This is a genomic window from Peribacillus asahii, assembly GCF_004006295.1.
GTDB lineage: Bacteria > Bacillota > Bacilli > Bacillales > DSM-1321 > Peribacillus > Peribacillus asahii_A.
Genome location: NZ_CP026095.1, coordinates 3,565,618 through 3,581,138, shown reverse-complemented (window position 1 = coordinate 3,581,138; position 15,521 = coordinate 3,565,618). Strand labels below are relative to the sequence as shown.

Here is a 15,521-nt window from a genome sequence, read left to right as displayed (position 1 = left end):
ATGTCAGAAGATGTAAAAGTATTAAACTTAGAACTTGAATCAACGAATGAAGCTTATGCTCTATTAGGGAATGCTGATTCGAATGTAAAAGTACTCGAAGAAGAGTTGCACGTTTCTGTTATCACACGTGGTGAAGCAATTTGTGTGGCAGGGAGCCTTGAAGAAGCTGAAATGGCTCAGGATATTTTAAAGGCGCTGTTATCTGTTGTACGTAAAGGAATCAACATTAGCTCTCGTGATGTTGTATATGCGATTGAACTGGCTAAAAAAGGAACATTAGAGTATTTTCGTGATTTATATGAAGAAGAAATAGCGAAGACAGCAAGAGGAAAATCAATCCGTGTTAAAACCATTGGTCAAAGACATTATATCCAGGCGATTAAAAGACAAGATTTAGTGTTTGGCATCGGTCCTGCGGGAACGGGAAAAACGTATCTTGCTGTTGTGATGGCTATCAATGCATTAAAAGATGGACGAGTTAAGCGAATTATTTTAACAAGGCCAGCTGTTGAAGCGGGGGAAAGCTTAGGCTTCTTACCAGGCGATTTAAAGGAGAAAGTGGATCCGTATTTACGTCCATTATATGATGCTCTGCACGACTTATTAGGAGTGGAGCAAACGCAAAGAATGATTGAACGAGGTACAATTGAAATTGCGCCGCTTGCCTATATGCGTGGACGTACATTAGATGATGCATTTGTCATCTTGGACGAAGCGCAAAATACAACAGAAGCGCAAATGAAAATGTTTTTAACTCGTCTTGGCTTTGGTTCTAAAATGATTATTACAGGTGATCGAAGTCAAATTGATTTACCAAAAGGTATAAAATCCGGTTTGATTCGGGTAGAAGAGATTTTAAAAAATGTTAAAGGTTTAACTTTTATATATTTAGAGCAAAGTGATGTAGTGAGGCACCCGCTTGTTGCACGAATTATTACCGCATACGAGCAGGCGAATGAATAGACCAAAGCAATCCGCCATGTGAAACTGGCGGATTTTTTAAACGAAGGTGAAACTTTGATGAAAAACTGTTATCATTTTACATAACTTATTACTTCATTTGAATCCGCACATCAAAAGTATGTTTTTTCTTGAAAGGAGAGTCTTCTTTGAGTCAGATTCAGAAGTTTTTTGCAAAATTAAAAGAGCTAATGGTCCATCGGCTGTTTCAAGTGTTATTATTTATTGTGGTTGGTACGTTTGCTTATGCCTTGATGTATTCTAATGTGAAACCTGAGAAGATTCATATCGAGCTTTTTAAACCAGCTGAACAAACAATTCGTGCGACTAAAACGGTTGAAGATACATATAAAACAGAACAAGAAAAAGAAGAAGTTTTAAAGCAAGTGGCTGATGTATATACGCTTAAAAAAGAGTATGCCAAGAATAAGGTTGACTTAATTGCTTCGATTTTTGACTCGGCGATTGAAGTGCATGAGGAAACGAGCGAAGAGGCATTAAAGGAAGACGAGAAAGCTATTGCTAAGACAGATGCACAGAAGGTTTCCATTTTAAAAGAAAAGCTGACAGATGAAGTGAATAAAGACATTGAAGAATCTGTTTTTTTAGCATTAGTTCAAGCAGATGAGGACGAATTAAACATTACAAAAGATTTAACGATTACAGCTGTTAATAATGTGATGAGTTCAAGAATTGCAGCGGGTGATGTGGAGAATGCAAAAAAACGAGCTGAAGAGGAATTGCGTTATACAAGTATTAGCAATGATATGAAGAAAGCTGCTATTTCGTTAGCTCGTTCGGCTATTATTCAAAATGTATTTTTTGATAACGAAAAAACGGAAGAACAGCGAACAAAAGCGGTTGAAAATGTGGAGCCGGTGCGTATTCTTCAAGGGCAAGTTATTGTAAAGGAAGAACAGCTTGTTGATCGCGAAATTTATCGTCAACTTGAATTAGCTGGGTTTTTAAATACGGAAAAAACAATATATCCATATCTGGGCTTATTATTATTTATTGTGCTAACTTTGATAGCCTTTTATTATTTCTTTTATTCTTCCGCTTCAAAGAAGGAACAGCAGCATAATCAGCTGTTAATTTTTAGTCTTGTCTTTGTCATCGCTTTATCGATGATGAAAATCTTTAGTATACTTGCTGATTTTCAACATGCCGATTTAGTGTACTTCTTTCCAGGAGCAATGGCAGCGATGATTAGTAAAATGCTCTTGAATGATCGTTTGTCTGTAGCAATGACGCTTTTACTAAGTTCATATGGAACGATTATTTTTAATGGAGAAACTCCGAGTAATTTAGATTATTCAATGGGATTATACATTATGTTTAGCGGTTTCGCCGCGATTATTATTTTATCTCGTGATAATTTTAAAACAAAGGTGTTATCAGCAGGTAGTCTATTGTCGTTAGTGAATGTAGCGTTTTTATTCTCATTGTTATTTATTATGGATGGGCATTATTTAAAAATGGAGTATGTATATTATAGTATTGCAGCCATTGTATCCGGCCTTAGTTCAGCTGTTTTAACGATGGGGCTGTTACCATTTTTTGAGGCCGGCTTCGGTGTATTATCGACAATTAAGTTACTAGAGCTGTCTAATCCCAATCATCCATTGCTTCGAAAGATTTTAACGGAATCACCGGGAACCTACCATCATAGCGTTATGGTAGCTAATTTGGCGGAGTCTGCTTGTGAAGCAATTGGGGCGAATGGTTTACTTGCCCGGGTAGGTTGTTACTATCACGATATTGGTAAAACAAAACGACCTCAGTTCTTTATTGAAAATCAAATCACGGGAAGCAATCCACATGATCAGTTGCCGCCGAGAACAAGCAGGGATATTATTATTGCGCATGCAAGTGATGGCGGTGAGTTGTTGCGAAAGCATAAGTTTCCTAAGGAAATTATCGATATTGCCGAACAGCATCATGGCACAACTTTATTAAAGTTCTTTTATTATAAAGCGTTAAAACAAGATGAGACCGTACAGGAATCAGAGTATCGTTATCCCGGCCCGAAAGCGCAAACGAAGGAAGTCGCCGTGATTGGCATTGCCGACAGTGTGGAGGCTGCTGTAAGGTCGATGCAACAGCCGACTCCAGAAAAGATTGAAGAGCTCGTGATTCAAATTATTAATGACCGTATTCAAGATCACCAATTTGATGAATGTGATATTACGATGAAGGAGTTAAGTATTGTGAAATCTTCACTCTGTGAATCGTTAAATGGGATTTTTCATTCGCGCATTGAGTATCCTGAGTTTAATAAATTAGAACAGAAGGTGGAAGCATGAGATTAGAGCTTGATTTTATCGATGAAACAAATGAAATTTCCGAAGAAGTGCAGAAGCTGGTAGAAAGTGTTTTGCAGTTTGCCGCTGAAAGGGAAGATATTGAGGAAGGGACAGAGCTTTCCGTTACGTTTGTCAATAATGCTAGAATCCAGGAGATTAATAAAGAGTACCGTAATAAAGATGCAGCAACGGATGTCATTTCTTTTGCACTTGAAGAAATGGGAGAAGAAGAGATTGAAATTATTGGTGCGGATATGCCTAGGGTTCTTGGAGATATTATTATCTCTATTGAGCGTACGAAAGAGCAGGCGGAGGAGTACGGGCATTCCTTTGATCGCGAACTAGGCTTTTTGGCTTTGCATGGCTTTTTGCATTTGCTTGGCTATGATCATATGACCGAAAGTGATGAGCGGGTCATGTTTACAAAACAAAAGGATATCCTAGATGAGTACGGGCTATCGAGAGAAGGGTAAATATCCTTTCGTCAAGAGTTTTTATTTTGCTCTAAGAGGGATTTGGGAAGGTGTTAAAGCAGAGCGAAACGTTCGAATTCATAGTATGATGACAGTGGTGGTCATTTTATTAGGAGCGTATGTTTCACTTAATTGGATAGAATGGCTCTTTGTTCTGATTGCCGTTACGGGGATGATTGCGCTTGAACTAGTCAATTCGGCGCTTGAACGAGTAGTCGATTTAGTGACAGAAGAGTATCATCCGCTAGCACGTCAAGCAAAGGATATGGCAGCAGGGGCTGTCTTATTATATGCTGTATTCTCTGTGATTGTTGGAATTGTCATCTTTTTGCCGAAGCTGATCAGTACGTAAATATTTATTGGAAGGATGATGTTAGATGAATCAGCAGCAATTAATAGAAGAAGCAAAATTAGCAAGAGAGAAGGCCTATGTGCCATACTCCAAATTCAAGGTAGGTGCGGCTGTTTTAACGAAAGATGGAAAAGTTTATCATGGGTGTAATATTGAAAATGCAGCTTATAGCATGTGCAATTGTGGGGAAAGAACGGCTTTATTTAGTGCGTATGGTCATGGAGACCGCGAGTTTCAAATGCTTGCGGTTGTAGCGGATACGGATGGTCCTGTGTCTCCTTGTGGAGCATGCAGACAAGTTATTGCAGAACTTTGTGATAAAGATATGAAAGTGCTATTAACGAATTTAAAAGGCGATGTGAAGGAAATAACGGTTGAAGCCTTACTTCCAGGCGCTTTTTCAGCGGAGGATTTACATGAATAAATTATTTGATGATAGACAAGTGCAAGGTCATAAATCGGGATTTATCTCGATTATTGGTCGACCGAATGTAGGGAAGAGTACGTTTTTGAATCGTGTTATTGGGCAAAAAATTGCCATTATGAGTGATAAGCCCCAAACAACGAGAAACAAAGTACAAGGTGTATTAACATTGAATGATTCCCAAATGATTTTTATAGATACGCCAGGTATTCATAAGCCGAAGCATAAGCTTGGCGATTTTATGATGAAAGTTGCGACTAATACACTGAAGGAAGTAGATTTGATCTTATTTATGATTAATGCGACAGAAGGATATGGTCGCGGTGATGAGTTCATTATTGAAAAATTAAAAAATGTAAACACACCTGTTTTTTTAGTTGTAAATAAAATTGATGCGGTTCATCCTGATGAACTGCTGCCACTTATTGAGCGCTATCAGCGTTTATATCCTTTTACATCTGTTGTACCAATTTCAGCTCTAGAAGGAAATAATGTGGAGACGTTGCTCGCGCAAATTAAAGATCATCTACCAGAAGGACCGCAGTTTTATCCAGCAGATCAAGTGACTGATCATCCGGAGCGGTTTATTATTTCCGAGTTAATTCGTGAAAAAGTGCTTCACTTAACACGTGAGGAGATCCCTCATTCTGTTGCTGTTGTAATCGATTCGATTAAAAAAATGGACAATAGTGAAACGATTAATGTCATGGCAACCATTGTAGTCGAACGAGACTCACAAAAAGGAATTGTCATTGGCAAACAAGGAAAGATGTTGAAGGAAGTAGGGAGTCGTGCTCGAATTGACATTGAAAATTTATTAGGCTCAAAAGTGTTTTTAGAGCTATGGGTCAAAGTGCAAAAAGATTGGCGCAATAAAGCAGGCCAGCTTCGTGATTATGGATTTAACGAGGACGAGTATTAATTAGCAAATTTTACGCTTCATGAAAGTAGAAAATTAGGTCAAGCTATTCGTAAGGTTGGAAATGAACATATGCTAGTTAACATGAAAGGTGGGTCTTATGATGTTGGATTTTACCTGGAAAGTATTTAGTGAAACAGGTAATGTGGACACTTATCTTCTTTTTAAAGAGATAGAAGTCGAAAAACAGGAAAGAGCCGAGCAGTCAACTGAGGAGCTAGCAAATATTGATTTTCCTGTTTCCTAACGTTTAGTTAGGCGAGAATTGGTGGTGTCTTTATTATGTTTCAAAAATGTGAAGGCATAGTCATTAGGCGATCCGATTATGGAGAGAACAATAAAGTCATCACGATTTATACACGTGAATTTGGAAAAATAGGTGTTATGGCAAGAGGAGCAAGCAAGCCTAATAGCAGGCTTGCTTCTGTTACGCAATTATTTTGTTATGGTTATTTTCTTGTAACGCCTTCAACAGGTCTTGGGAGTCTACAGCAAGGTGAAATGGTAGATTCTATGCGTTTTATACGCGAGGACTTATTTGCGACAGCTTATGCCTCTTATATTATTGAATTATTGGATCGAAGCGTCGATGATAAAAAGGCGAATCCATACTTATTTGAGCTTTTATATCAAACGTTACATTACATAAATGAAGAATATGACCCAGAGGTGTTAAAGTTTATTTTTGAAATGAAAATGCTTCCGGTTAATGGGATTCATCCTGTATTAAATCAATGTACAGTCTGCGGAGAAACAGAAGGTGTGTTTGCTTTTTCACTTCGGGAGGCAGGGTTTATTTGTCATCGCTGTTTTGATAAAGATTCCTATCATTTAAAACTATCGCCGGCTGCGGTTAAGTTGTTGCGTCTGTTTTATTATTTTGATTTATCACGCCTTGGCAATATTTCCATAAAGCCGGAAACGAAGAAAGAGCTGCAAACGATTATTGATGCCTATTATGAAGAATATTCCGGACTTCACTTGAAATCAAAAAGATTTTTAAAGCAGTTGGATTCGATGAAAGATTTGCTTTAAGGTTGACTTTTTTTACTTTGTTGGATAGAATACAATCATCTAAAATATGAAGTTGCGTTGATGGAAAGGAGTACCTGTCTTTCTCCATAAAAGCGAGCCTGGGATAGTGGGAGCCAGGATATGGACATTCAGGGAAGGGCGTTCCGGAGCATGATATTTAACAAAAGAGGTCATTTCCTTAGAAATGACAATTAGGGTGGAACCGCGGGTAAACTCTCGTCCCTATGCTTACATTTTGGCATAGGGACGGGAGTTTTTTGTGTTACGTAGGATATGGCAGGTAATCTCTTAAAATTGGCAAGTAAATAGCCAAATTCAGCAGGGAAGGCGACAAATTTCATTTTCGCTTTAAAAATTTGGAGGTGCAGGAATGAATATTCAAGATATGATTTTAACGTTACAGAAACATTGGTCTGAACAAGGCTGTATTTTAATGAATGCTTATGATGTGGAGAAAGGTGCGGGCACAATGAGCCCTTATACATTTTTACGAGCGATTGGACCAGAGCCGTGGAATGTAGCATATGTGGAGCCATCACGTCGCCCTGCGGATGGACGCTATGGTGAAAACCCAAACCGTCTGTATCAGCATCATCAATTCCAAGTGATTATGAAGCCATCGCCAGACAATATTCAAGAGTTATATTTAGATTCTTTAAAAGCTCTTGGAATTGACCCGCTTGAGCATGATATTCGTTTCGTTGAAGATAACTGGGAAAACCCTTCATTAGGTTGTGCAGGCCTTGGTTGGGAAGTATGGTTAGATGGAATGGAAATTACACAATTTACGTATTTCCAACAAGTTGGTGGACTTGAATGTAAGCCTGTTTCGGTTGAAATTACATATGGAATTGAGCGTCTGGCTTCTTACATTCAACAGAAAGAAAATGTATTCGAGTTAGAGTGGACAGATGGTTTTACTGTACGCGATATTTTTGGTCAGCCTGAATATGAGCATTCTAAATATACGTTTGAAACGTCGAATCTAGATATGTTATTCCAACTATTTACGATGTATGAAGCAGAAGCACAGCGTCAAATGGAAGAAGGACTTGTTCACCCAGCTTATGATTATGTGTTGAAATGTTCTCATACATTTAATTTGTTAGACGCAAAAGGAGCCATTTCGGTTACAGAAAGAACGGGATATATCGCTCGCTGCCGAAATTTAGCGCGTAAGGTTGCCAAAACCTTCTACGAAGAGCGGGAAAAATTAGGCTTCCCGATTTTAAAAGTGAAAGGGGAGAATGCAAATGAGCAAGCGTAATTTATTGTTGGAAATTGGTTTAGAAGAATTACCAGCACGTTTTGTGACATCATCAATGAACCAATTAGCAGATAAGGTTCAAAAATGGTTCACAGAAAAAGCAATCGAATTCGGTGATGTTCAAGCTTTTTCAACACCTAGACGTTTATCGCTTCTTGTTACGGATGTGGCAGAAGCACAAAAGGATATTGAAGAAGAAGTAAAAGGACCAGCTAAAAAAATTGCCATGGATGCGGAAGGCAATTGGTCAAAAGCAGCAATTGGTTTTACAAAAGGTCAAGGACTGACAACAGACGACATTTATTTCAAAGAAATTAAAGGCGTTGAATATGTTCATTTAAATAAATTTATTAAAGGACAACCGACGAAAGAGTTACTAGTGGAGCTGCAGAATCTTATTACAAGCATGACATTTGGTAAAAATATGCGCTGGGCAAACCAAGAGCTTCGTTTTGTCCGTCCAATTAAATGGTTAATTGCATTATTTGGTCAGGAAATTGTACCTTTTACCATTGCCGATGTAGATACAAACCGTACAACAAAAGGCCATCGCTTCTTAGGGGAAACAATCACAATTGAAGATCCTGCTGAATATGAAGCACGTTTAACTGAGCAATTTGTTATTGCGAACCCGGATACACGTCGCAATATGATTTTGGCACAAATTAAAGAGCTAGAAGCCAAAAATAATTGGGTAATTCCAGTTGATGCAGAATTGCTTGAGGAAGTCAATAACTTAGTTGAATATCCAACGGTTTTATTTGGTCGTTTTGAAGAAGAATTTTTGGAGCTGCCAAGTGACGTATTAATCACATCTATGAAAGAACATCAACGTTATTTCCCTGTAAAAGATCAAGCTGGCAACTTGCTTTCTTTCTTTGTTACTGTTCGAAATGGGGATGATCGTCATTTAGAAACGGTATCGAAAGGAAATGAGAAAGTATTGCGTGCACGTCTTTCCGATGCTGCGTTCTTCTACAAAGAAGATCAGAAGAAAGATATTGCAGATGCTTTAAAAAAGCTTGAAACAATTGTTTATCATGAAGAAATTGGTACGCTGGCTGAGAAAACAGAGCGTGTTACAGCTATTACAGGAGCGTTAGTCGATGCACTTGAAGTATCTGTCGATAAAGAGTTGGCCCTTCGAGCAGCACGCATCGCTAAATTTGACTTAGTCAGTCATATGGTGTATGAGTTCCCGGAATTACAAGGTTACATGGGAGAAAGGTATGCCCTTTTAAAAGGAGAAGCGAAGGAAGTGGCGGCGGCAATTCATGAACATTATATGCCAAAGTCTGCTGACGATAGCGTACCGCCTTCAACGATTGGCGCCATTTTAAGTGTTGCTGAAAAAATGGATACTATCGCATCATTTTTTGCAATTGGGATTATTCCTACCGGCTCTCAAGATCCGTATGCATTAAGAAGACAAGCGGGCGGAATTGTCCAAATTTTAGCGGAGAAGAATTGGAATATTTCTTTAGAAGCAATCGTCGCTTTAGCATTGCACGAAGTAGAAGCGAAAAATATTGTGAAACGTGAGCTTGCCGATGTGCAGGAAGATATGCTTACTTTCTTTAAAGCCCGAATTAAGCATATGCTACAGGAACAGCATATTCGCTATGATTTAATTGATGCGGTTTTATTAGGTGAAATTGGCTATATCTCATCTCTTGTAGAGCGTGCTGGCGTGTTGGAAGCGAAGAAGAACGAAGCAGGCTTTAAAGAAGAGCTAGAAGCACTAAGCCGTGTTATGAATATTGCTGGTAAATGTGAACATCAAGTATCTGTGGATGCTGCTAAATTTGAAAATACTCAGGAAACAGCACTTTATGAGAACTATCAACGTGTGTCTGTTGCTTATCAACAAGCAGATAATGAAACAGAGCGTTATGAATTATTAGCCTCTCTTCAAACAGATATTGAACAGTATTTCGAGCATACAATGGTTATGGCAGACGATGCATCTATCCGTAATAACCGTTTATCACTCATGAAAGAGATTAGTGATTTAGTGGCTACTTATGCAGCGATGAATAAAATTATTGTATCGTAATCAATGATACAAAAGAACGGATACTGCTTCAGACGACGTTTGTATAGTAGTATCCGATTTTCTTTTTCGCTATGTTAAACAAGATGATTAGTTGAAATGAACAGTATGATCTAATAGGAGTCTTTTAGTAGGATACAGTTTTGATAAAGGATGATGTGAGTAGATTGAAGTTTCCTGAAAATATATAAACAAGCAGGAGATAAGAATTTTATGTCTATTTACGATATAATAATGGAATATACTAATCATTATAAAAACAGATATCCTTTTTCTCTCTTAACGCATTAGGGTGGTGATTAAAATCGAATTGAATAAGCGTCAAGAACAGATACTACAAATTGTGAAAGAAAATGGGCCAATCACGGGTGAAAATATTGCTGATCGATTGAATCTGACGAGAGCAACACTTCGACCAGATTTAGCAATCTTAACGATGGCAGGCTTTCTTGATGCGAGACCTCGTGTCGGGTATTTTTATTCTGGTAGATCGGGGACTCAACTTTTGACGGATAGTTTAAATCATATTTTTGTAAAGGATTATCAATCGATACCGGTCGTTGTTAACGAGAGTATTTCCGTATATGATGCAATAGTCATGATGTTTTTAGAAGATGTAGGTACGTTATTTGTTGTTGATAAGCAATCCGTATTAGTAGGAGTTCTTTCACGGAAAGACTTATTACGAGCAAGTATCGGGAAGCAGGAATTATCATCCATTCCTGTTAATATTATTATGACGAGAATGCCGAATATTACGATGTGTACAAAAGAAGATTTAATGATTGATGTAGCGAAAAAGCTGATTGATAAGCAAATTGATTCGTTGCCGGTCGTGAAGGAGACGGAAAAGGGCTACGAAGTGATTGGGCGAATTACAAAAACGAATATAACAAAAGCTTTCGTAGCTTTAGCAGACGAAAAGTTTTAGGGGGGCTCGCAAAAAGCATGACAGGAATGAACGGTTCAATCATATATGTTGTATCGGACTCAGTAGGAGAAACAGCGGAATTAGTAACAAAAGCAGCGGCGAGCCAGTTTATGGGGGCCTCTTTTGCAATCAAGCGAATACCATACATAGAAGATGAACAAAACGTTGATGAAGTCATTTCGCTTGCTAAATTAAATGATGCGGTTATTGTGTATACGCTCGTAAAGCCAGACATTCGAGCATATATGGAACAGCAAATTAAAAAGGAGAATCTACCTGCTCATGATATTTTAGGTCCGCTTATGGACTTGCTTCAACAACGAGCGACGTTTAAGCCTTTAAATGAGCCAGGTTTAGTACGCAAGCTTGATGATGATTATTTCAAGCGTGTAGAGGCCATTGAATTTGCTGTGAAATATGATGACGGACGTGATCCACGAGGGATTTTACGATCGGATATTGTGTTAGTTGGTGTGTCTCGAACATCTAAAACGCCGCTTTCGCAATATTTAGCTCATAAGCGTTATAAAGTAGCGAATGTGCCGCTCGTTCCGGAAGTAAAGCCTCCAGAAGAATTATTTTTAGTGTCGCCGGAAAAGATTATTGGTCTGAAAATTAGCCCAGAAAAACTCAACCATATTCGGAAAGAACGTTTGAAATCACTTGGACTAAATGACCATGCTATCTATGCAAATATGGAAAGAATTAAAGAGGAACTAACCTATTTTGACTCTATTGTTTCGCGTCTTAAATGTCCAATCATTGATGTAACAAATAAAGCTGTTGAAGAAACAGCTAATTTAATTATTAATATTCTTCAAAATCGAAGCGTGAAATAACCATTTTTATGATGAGTTCATACATGATGATGGACGATAAGCTAACATATAATGTATAGCTTATTGCTCCATCCACTTTTTTGTGTACAGGGCTATAAAAAAGTGGATGTAGAAACAGATTTTTTAGATTGAAATGATGGCAACTTTTGAAAAAATAGATTATAATAAAAAATTGCGAGAAATTGTATTATAAAGGTTTAGAGTTCCTTAATAAGGAATAAACTAGTGATTAACGAGAAGTCAAGGTTTACGTTATACATTCATTCACCTATTCATGAACGAGAGAAAGTAAAGTGTCCATTTACAGAAGAGGTAGCTGAGACATAATCAAGTCTTGTGCAGGTAGTTGTTCTCTTCTCTTTTTATCGCTTTCTCTCGATTTCTAAGTAGGCGTTTATTGCCTGTTAATTTGCGATAAAGATTCAATGGAGAAAAAGGATTATGGAGAAAGATGTAGAATTTAATGTTATGGACGATAAACCATCAATCTACGTTGATGCAGATGCATGCCCTGTGAAAAAAGAAATTTTGGATGCTGCTTCATTATTTAAGGTGAACGTTACATTCGTTGCTTCCTACAAAAATATGATGAGTAATCCGGAAGGAAAATGGGTATATGTTGATGCAGATAAGGAAGCGGCGGACTTATATATCGTTAACGCAGTAAAAAAGGGTGATATTGTTATAACAAATGATATTGGATTGGCTGGAACATTACTCCCTAAAGCTGTATATGTTCTTTCTTCAAAGGGAAAAGAATATACCGAAGAGAATATTTCGATGCTTTTAGATATGCGTTACCTTTCAGCTAAAATGCGCAGAGCTGGTAAACATACAAAAGGGCCAAAAGCATTCTCGAAGGAAGATCGCATTAAATTTGCACAGGTACTTGCAAAAATTTTGTCGAACCTTGAAGGAATTTAGCCGTACATATCGAATAATAAACAATCACCTAAATTATAAGGTGAGAATATGACAAATGCCCGAATAGAAGATGAAAAGATTAATGAAATTCGCGAATCGGTCGATATCGTCGAGTTAATTGGCGAATATGTTCAATTGAAAAAACAAGGTCGAAACTATTTTGGTCTATGTCCTTTTCATGGTGAAAATAGTCCTTCGTTTTCCGTTTCTGCTGAAAAGCAAATTTTCCATTGCTTTGGTTGCGGAGCAGGTGGTAATGTTTTTACCTTTTTAATGGATATAGAAGGATATAGCTTTGTTGAAGCTGCTAAGGTTTTAGCGGAAAAAGGAAATGTTCCTTTAGATGTTGAAATCAATAAAGGACAATCACGCTCCAATTTGCCGGCTGGTTCAGAGCAAATGCTTGAAGCACATGATTTATTACGAAAATTTTATCACCATCTTCTGGTTCATACAAATGAAGGTCAAGAAGCGTTAGAGTATTTATTAAATCGTGGGTTTACTGAGGAGACAATTGAACAATTTCAAATCGGTTATGCTCTAGATTCATGGGATTTTGCGGCTAAGTTTTTGAAGAAAAGAGGATTTTCTTCAGAATTAATGGAGCAAGCAGGCCTCATTATTTTTAGAGAGAAAGGTGAATCTTATTTTGACCGTTTTCGTAATCGGGTAATGTTTCCGATTATGGATCATCAAGGAAATACGATTGCTTTCTCGGGGAGAGCGTTAGGTGAGGATCAGCCTAAATATTTGAATAGCCCTGAAACGCCAATCTTTAATAAAAGCAAAACTTTATATAATTTTCATCAAGCAAGGCCGCATATTCGAAAAAAAGCGCAGGCGGTTATTTTTGAAGGCTTTGCTGACTGTATTTCAGCTGTTCGTGCAGGCGTTGAACATTCGATTGCTACAATGGGAACAGCTTTGACAGAACAGCATTTGCAACTTTTGAAACGGAATACAGATCAAATTATTATTTGTTATGATTCTGATTCGGCTGGGTTACACGCAGCGAATCGTGCAGCTAATATGCTTCATGAAAACGGTTTTGGGATAAAAGTGGCGCTTATGCCAGACCACCTTGACCCCGATGACTACATAAAGAAATTTGGTGAAAAAAGCTTTGTTTCTGAAGTAATAGGGGCTAGTCAGACCTATATGGCTTTTAAGCTTCACTATTTACGTTTAGGAAAAAATCTAAATAGTGAAGGAGATAGGATTCAATATATTGAAGAAGTGTTAAAGGAAATTTCACGCTTACCAAATGCTGTTGAGCGAGATTATTATCTGCGCCAGCTATCAAGCGAATTTTCACTTTCTTTAGATGCCCTAGAGAAACAGCAACGGCAAATTTTTTTCAATGAACGAAAGAAAGGAACATTGCCACAACCTTCTTTGCAAAAAACAGTAACTTTGCAATATGAGCATAAGCTAAGGCCAGCGCATCAGAATGCTGAAAGATATTTAATTGCTCATATGTTAAAAAGTAAAGAAGCTGCTTATAAAATTCAACAAATGTTAGGAAACAATCGTTTTCATTTGGATGAACACCAAGCAATCATTACGTATCTATACGCTTATTATGAAGATGACCATGAGCCGGATACCAGTTTTTTTCTAACATATTTATCTGATCAAAACTTGAGAAGAATTGTTTCTGAAATAGAAATGATGTCAGTGGGTGAGGAAGTATCTGATAAAGAACTGACAGATTATATAAATCAAGTGTTGAAATATGAAAAAATGTTAAAGATAAAAGAAAAACAAGAAGAAGAGAAGGAAGCGGTGAGACGTAACGATACACAAGCGGCCGCCCGGATTGCGATGGAGATTATTCAATTGAGAAAAATGTTGTAAGAATGGTAAGTGTAAGTTTTGGAAGGAGGGGAACTAATGGCTGAGAAACCAGCACGTTCCAAAGAGGTTGATAATGAATTAAGTCTTGATCAAGTAAAAGAGCAGTTACTAGAGTTAGGGAAAAAACGAGGCTCATTAACGTTAGAAAAAATTGCTGCTAAGATTGGCGGCTTTGAATTAGACTCTGATCAAATGGATGAGTTCTATGAATATTTAGGTGAACATGGCATTGAAATTCTCACAGATGGTGAAGAAGAAGATGAAGATGACCCGAATGGGAAAGAACTAGAAAAAGAAGAAGAGTTTGATTTAAATGATTTAAGTGTTCCTCCAGGTGTGAAAATTAATGATCCTGTCCGTATGTATTTAAAGGAAATTGGACGAGTAGATTTATTATCTGCTGAAGAGGAAATTTCTTTAGCAACACGTATTGAAGAGGGAGACGAAGAAGCAAAGCGCCGATTAGCTGAAGCAAACTTACGACTTGTTGTTAGTATTGCGAAGCGCTATGTAGGGCGAGGTATGCTATTTTTGGACTTAATTCAAGAAGGAAATATGGGATTGATTAAAGCTGTTGAGAAGTTCGATTATCGTAAAGGCTTTAAATTCAGTACATATGCAACTTGGTGGATTCGTCAGGCTATTACTCGTGCTATTGCTGACCAAGCAAGAACAATTCGAATTCCAGTTCATATGGTAGAGACGATTAATAAATTAATACGTGTGCAAAGACAGCTATTGCAAGATTTAGGACGTGAACCGACTCCAGAGGAGATTGCGGAAGATATGGATTTAACTCCAGAAAAAGTTCGGGAAATCCTGAAAATTGCTCAAGAGCCTGTTTCTCTTGAAACGCCTATTGGAGAAGAAGATGATTCACATTTAGGTGACTTTATTGAAGACCAAGATGCAACATCTCCTTCAGAGCATGCAGCGTACGAACTTTTGAAAGAACAGCTTGAAGATGTACTAGATACGTTAACAGATCGTGAAGAAAACGTTCTACGTCTTCGATTTGGGTTAGACGATGGTCGTACTCGAACATTGGAAGAAGTAGGGAAAGTGTTTGGTGTTACTCGTGAACGTATCCGACAAATAGAAGCAAAAGCATTGCGTAAGCTGAGACATCCAAGTCGAAGCAAACGTTTAAAAGACTTTTTAGAATAGAAAAAACACTCCGA

General features: G+C 37.7%; 15 protein-coding genes and 1 other annotated feature. All 15 genes read left to right on the top strand.

The annotated features are described in order from the left end of the window. Positions 1-963, top strand: a complete 963-nt coding sequence (locus BAOM_RS17670) for a PhoH family protein (RefSeq protein ID WP_127761408.1) — start codon at positions 1-3, stop codon at positions 961-963. Positions 964-1,109: 146 nt separating this feature from the next. Further along, positions 1,110-3,266, top strand: a complete 2,157-nt coding sequence (locus BAOM_RS17665; RefSeq protein ID WP_373995305.1) for an HD family phosphohydrolase — start codon at positions 1,110-1,112, stop codon at positions 3,264-3,266. After that, positions 3,263-3,739 carry an rRNA maturation RNase YbeY gene (ybeY, locus tag BAOM_RS17660; protein WP_127761407.1) on the top strand — a complete coding sequence of 159 codons (477 nt, stop codon included), beginning with the start codon at positions 3,263-3,265 and terminating at the stop codon, positions 3,737-3,739. Before BAOM_RS17665 ends, ybeY begins: the two co-directional genes overlap by 4 nt. Beyond that, on the top strand, positions 3,711-4,091 hold the full coding sequence (locus BAOM_RS17655; protein ID WP_127761406.1) for a diacylglycerol kinase family protein: 381 nt from the start codon (positions 3,711-3,713) through the stop codon (positions 4,089-4,091). Before ybeY ends, BAOM_RS17655 begins: the two co-directional genes overlap by 29 nt. A 25-nt stretch (positions 4,092-4,116) precedes the next feature. Further along, the gene (locus BAOM_RS17650; RefSeq protein ID WP_119115566.1) at positions 4,117-4,515 is read left to right on the top strand and encodes a cytidine deaminase; all 399 of its coding nucleotides are present in this window, start codon (positions 4,117-4,119) and stop codon (positions 4,513-4,515) included. Then, positions 4,508-5,437 carry a GTPase Era gene (era, locus tag BAOM_RS17645; protein WP_127761405.1) on the top strand — a complete coding sequence of 310 codons (930 nt, stop codon included), beginning with the start codon at positions 4,508-4,510 and terminating at the stop codon, positions 5,435-5,437. The genes BAOM_RS17650 and era overlap by 8 nt, the downstream gene beginning before the upstream one ends. Before the next feature lie 100 nt (positions 5,438-5,537). After that, positions 5,538-5,681: a YqzL family protein gene (locus BAOM_RS17640; RefSeq protein WP_127762624.1), complete on the top strand. Its 144-nt coding sequence runs from the start codon at positions 5,538-5,540 to the stop codon at positions 5,679-5,681. Between the two features lie 35 nt (positions 5,682-5,716). Then, positions 5,717-6,469, top strand: a complete 753-nt coding sequence (gene recO / locus BAOM_RS17635) for a DNA repair protein RecO (protein ID WP_127761404.1) — start codon at positions 5,717-5,719, stop codon at positions 6,467-6,469. Between the two features lie 48 nt (positions 6,470-6,517). Beyond that, positions 6,518-6,696 (top strand) — a binding site (T-box leader). Between the two features lie 143 nt (positions 6,697-6,839). Beyond that, positions 6,840-7,736, top strand: a complete 897-nt coding sequence (gene glyQ / locus BAOM_RS17630; RefSeq protein ID WP_127761403.1) for a glycine--tRNA ligase subunit alpha — start codon at positions 6,840-6,842, stop codon at positions 7,734-7,736. After that, positions 7,723-9,792, top strand: a complete 2,070-nt coding sequence (gene glyS, locus BAOM_RS17625; protein ID WP_127761402.1) for a glycine--tRNA ligase subunit beta — start codon at positions 7,723-7,725, stop codon at positions 9,790-9,792. The genes glyQ and glyS overlap by 14 nt, the downstream gene beginning before the upstream one ends. Before the next feature lie 283 nt (positions 9,793-10,075). Further along, positions 10,076-10,720, top strand: coding sequence for a transcriptional regulator CcpN (locus tag BAOM_RS17620; RefSeq protein WP_286676322.1), 645 nt, complete (start codon positions 10,076-10,078; stop codon positions 10,718-10,720). Positions 10,721-10,746: 26 nt separating this feature from the next. Beyond that, complete coding sequence (locus tag BAOM_RS17615) at positions 10,747-11,559, top strand: pyruvate, water dikinase regulatory protein (protein ID WP_127762623.1); 813 nt, start codon at positions 10,747-10,749, stop codon at positions 11,557-11,559. 441 nt (positions 11,560-12,000) lie between these two features. Beyond that, a complete protein-coding gene (locus tag BAOM_RS17610) occupies positions 12,001-12,483 on the top strand; it encodes a YaiI/YqxD family protein (RefSeq protein ID WP_252282581.1) in 483 nt (160 codons plus the stop codon). Between the two features lie 48 nt (positions 12,484-12,531). After that, positions 12,532-14,340, top strand: coding sequence for a DNA primase (gene dnaG, locus BAOM_RS17605; RefSeq protein WP_127761400.1), 1,809 nt, complete (start codon positions 12,532-12,534; stop codon positions 14,338-14,340). Between the two features lie 36 nt (positions 14,341-14,376). Continuing rightward, a complete protein-coding gene (rpoD, locus tag BAOM_RS17600; protein WP_119115558.1) occupies positions 14,377-15,507 on the top strand; it encodes an RNA polymerase sigma factor RpoD in 1,131 nt (376 codons plus the stop codon). Positions 15,508-15,521: the final 14 nt, after the last annotated feature.

Coding starts and splice junctions, on each gene's coding strand:
- BAOM_RS17670 (WP_127761408.1), top strand. CDS start 1: ATGTCAGAAGATGTAAAAGTATTAAACTTAGAACTTGAATCAACGAAT.
- ybeY (WP_127761407.1), top strand. CDS start 3,263: ATGAGATTAGAGCTTGATTTTATCGATGAAACAAATGAAATTTCCGAA.
- BAOM_RS17655 (WP_127761406.1), top strand. CDS start 3,711: ATGAGTACGGGCTATCGAGAGAAGGGTAAATATCCTTTCGTCAAGAGT.
- BAOM_RS17650 (WP_119115566.1), top strand. CDS start 4,117: ATGAATCAGCAGCAATTAATAGAAGAAGCAAAATTAGCAAGAGAGAAG.
- era (WP_127761405.1), top strand. CDS start 4,508: ATGAATAAATTATTTGATGATAGACAAGTGCAAGGTCATAAATCGGGA.
- BAOM_RS17640 (WP_127762624.1), top strand. CDS start 5,538: ATGTTGGATTTTACCTGGAAAGTATTTAGTGAAACAGGTAATGTGGAC.
- recO (WP_127761404.1), top strand. CDS start 5,717: ATGTTTCAAAAATGTGAAGGCATAGTCATTAGGCGATCCGATTATGGA.
- glyQ (WP_127761403.1), top strand. CDS start 6,840: ATGAATATTCAAGATATGATTTTAACGTTACAGAAACATTGGTCTGAA.
- glyS (WP_127761402.1), top strand. CDS start 7,723: ATGAGCAAGCGTAATTTATTGTTGGAAATTGGTTTAGAAGAATTACCA.
- BAOM_RS17615 (WP_127762623.1), top strand. CDS start 10,747: ATGAACGGTTCAATCATATATGTTGTATCGGACTCAGTAGGAGAAACA.
- BAOM_RS17610 (WP_252282581.1), top strand. CDS start 12,001: ATGGAGAAAGATGTAGAATTTAATGTTATGGACGATAAACCATCAATC.
- dnaG (WP_127761400.1), top strand. CDS start 12,532: ATGACAAATGCCCGAATAGAAGATGAAAAGATTAATGAAATTCGCGAA.
- rpoD (WP_119115558.1), top strand. CDS start 14,377: ATGGCTGAGAAACCAGCACGTTCCAAAGAGGTTGATAATGAATTAAGT.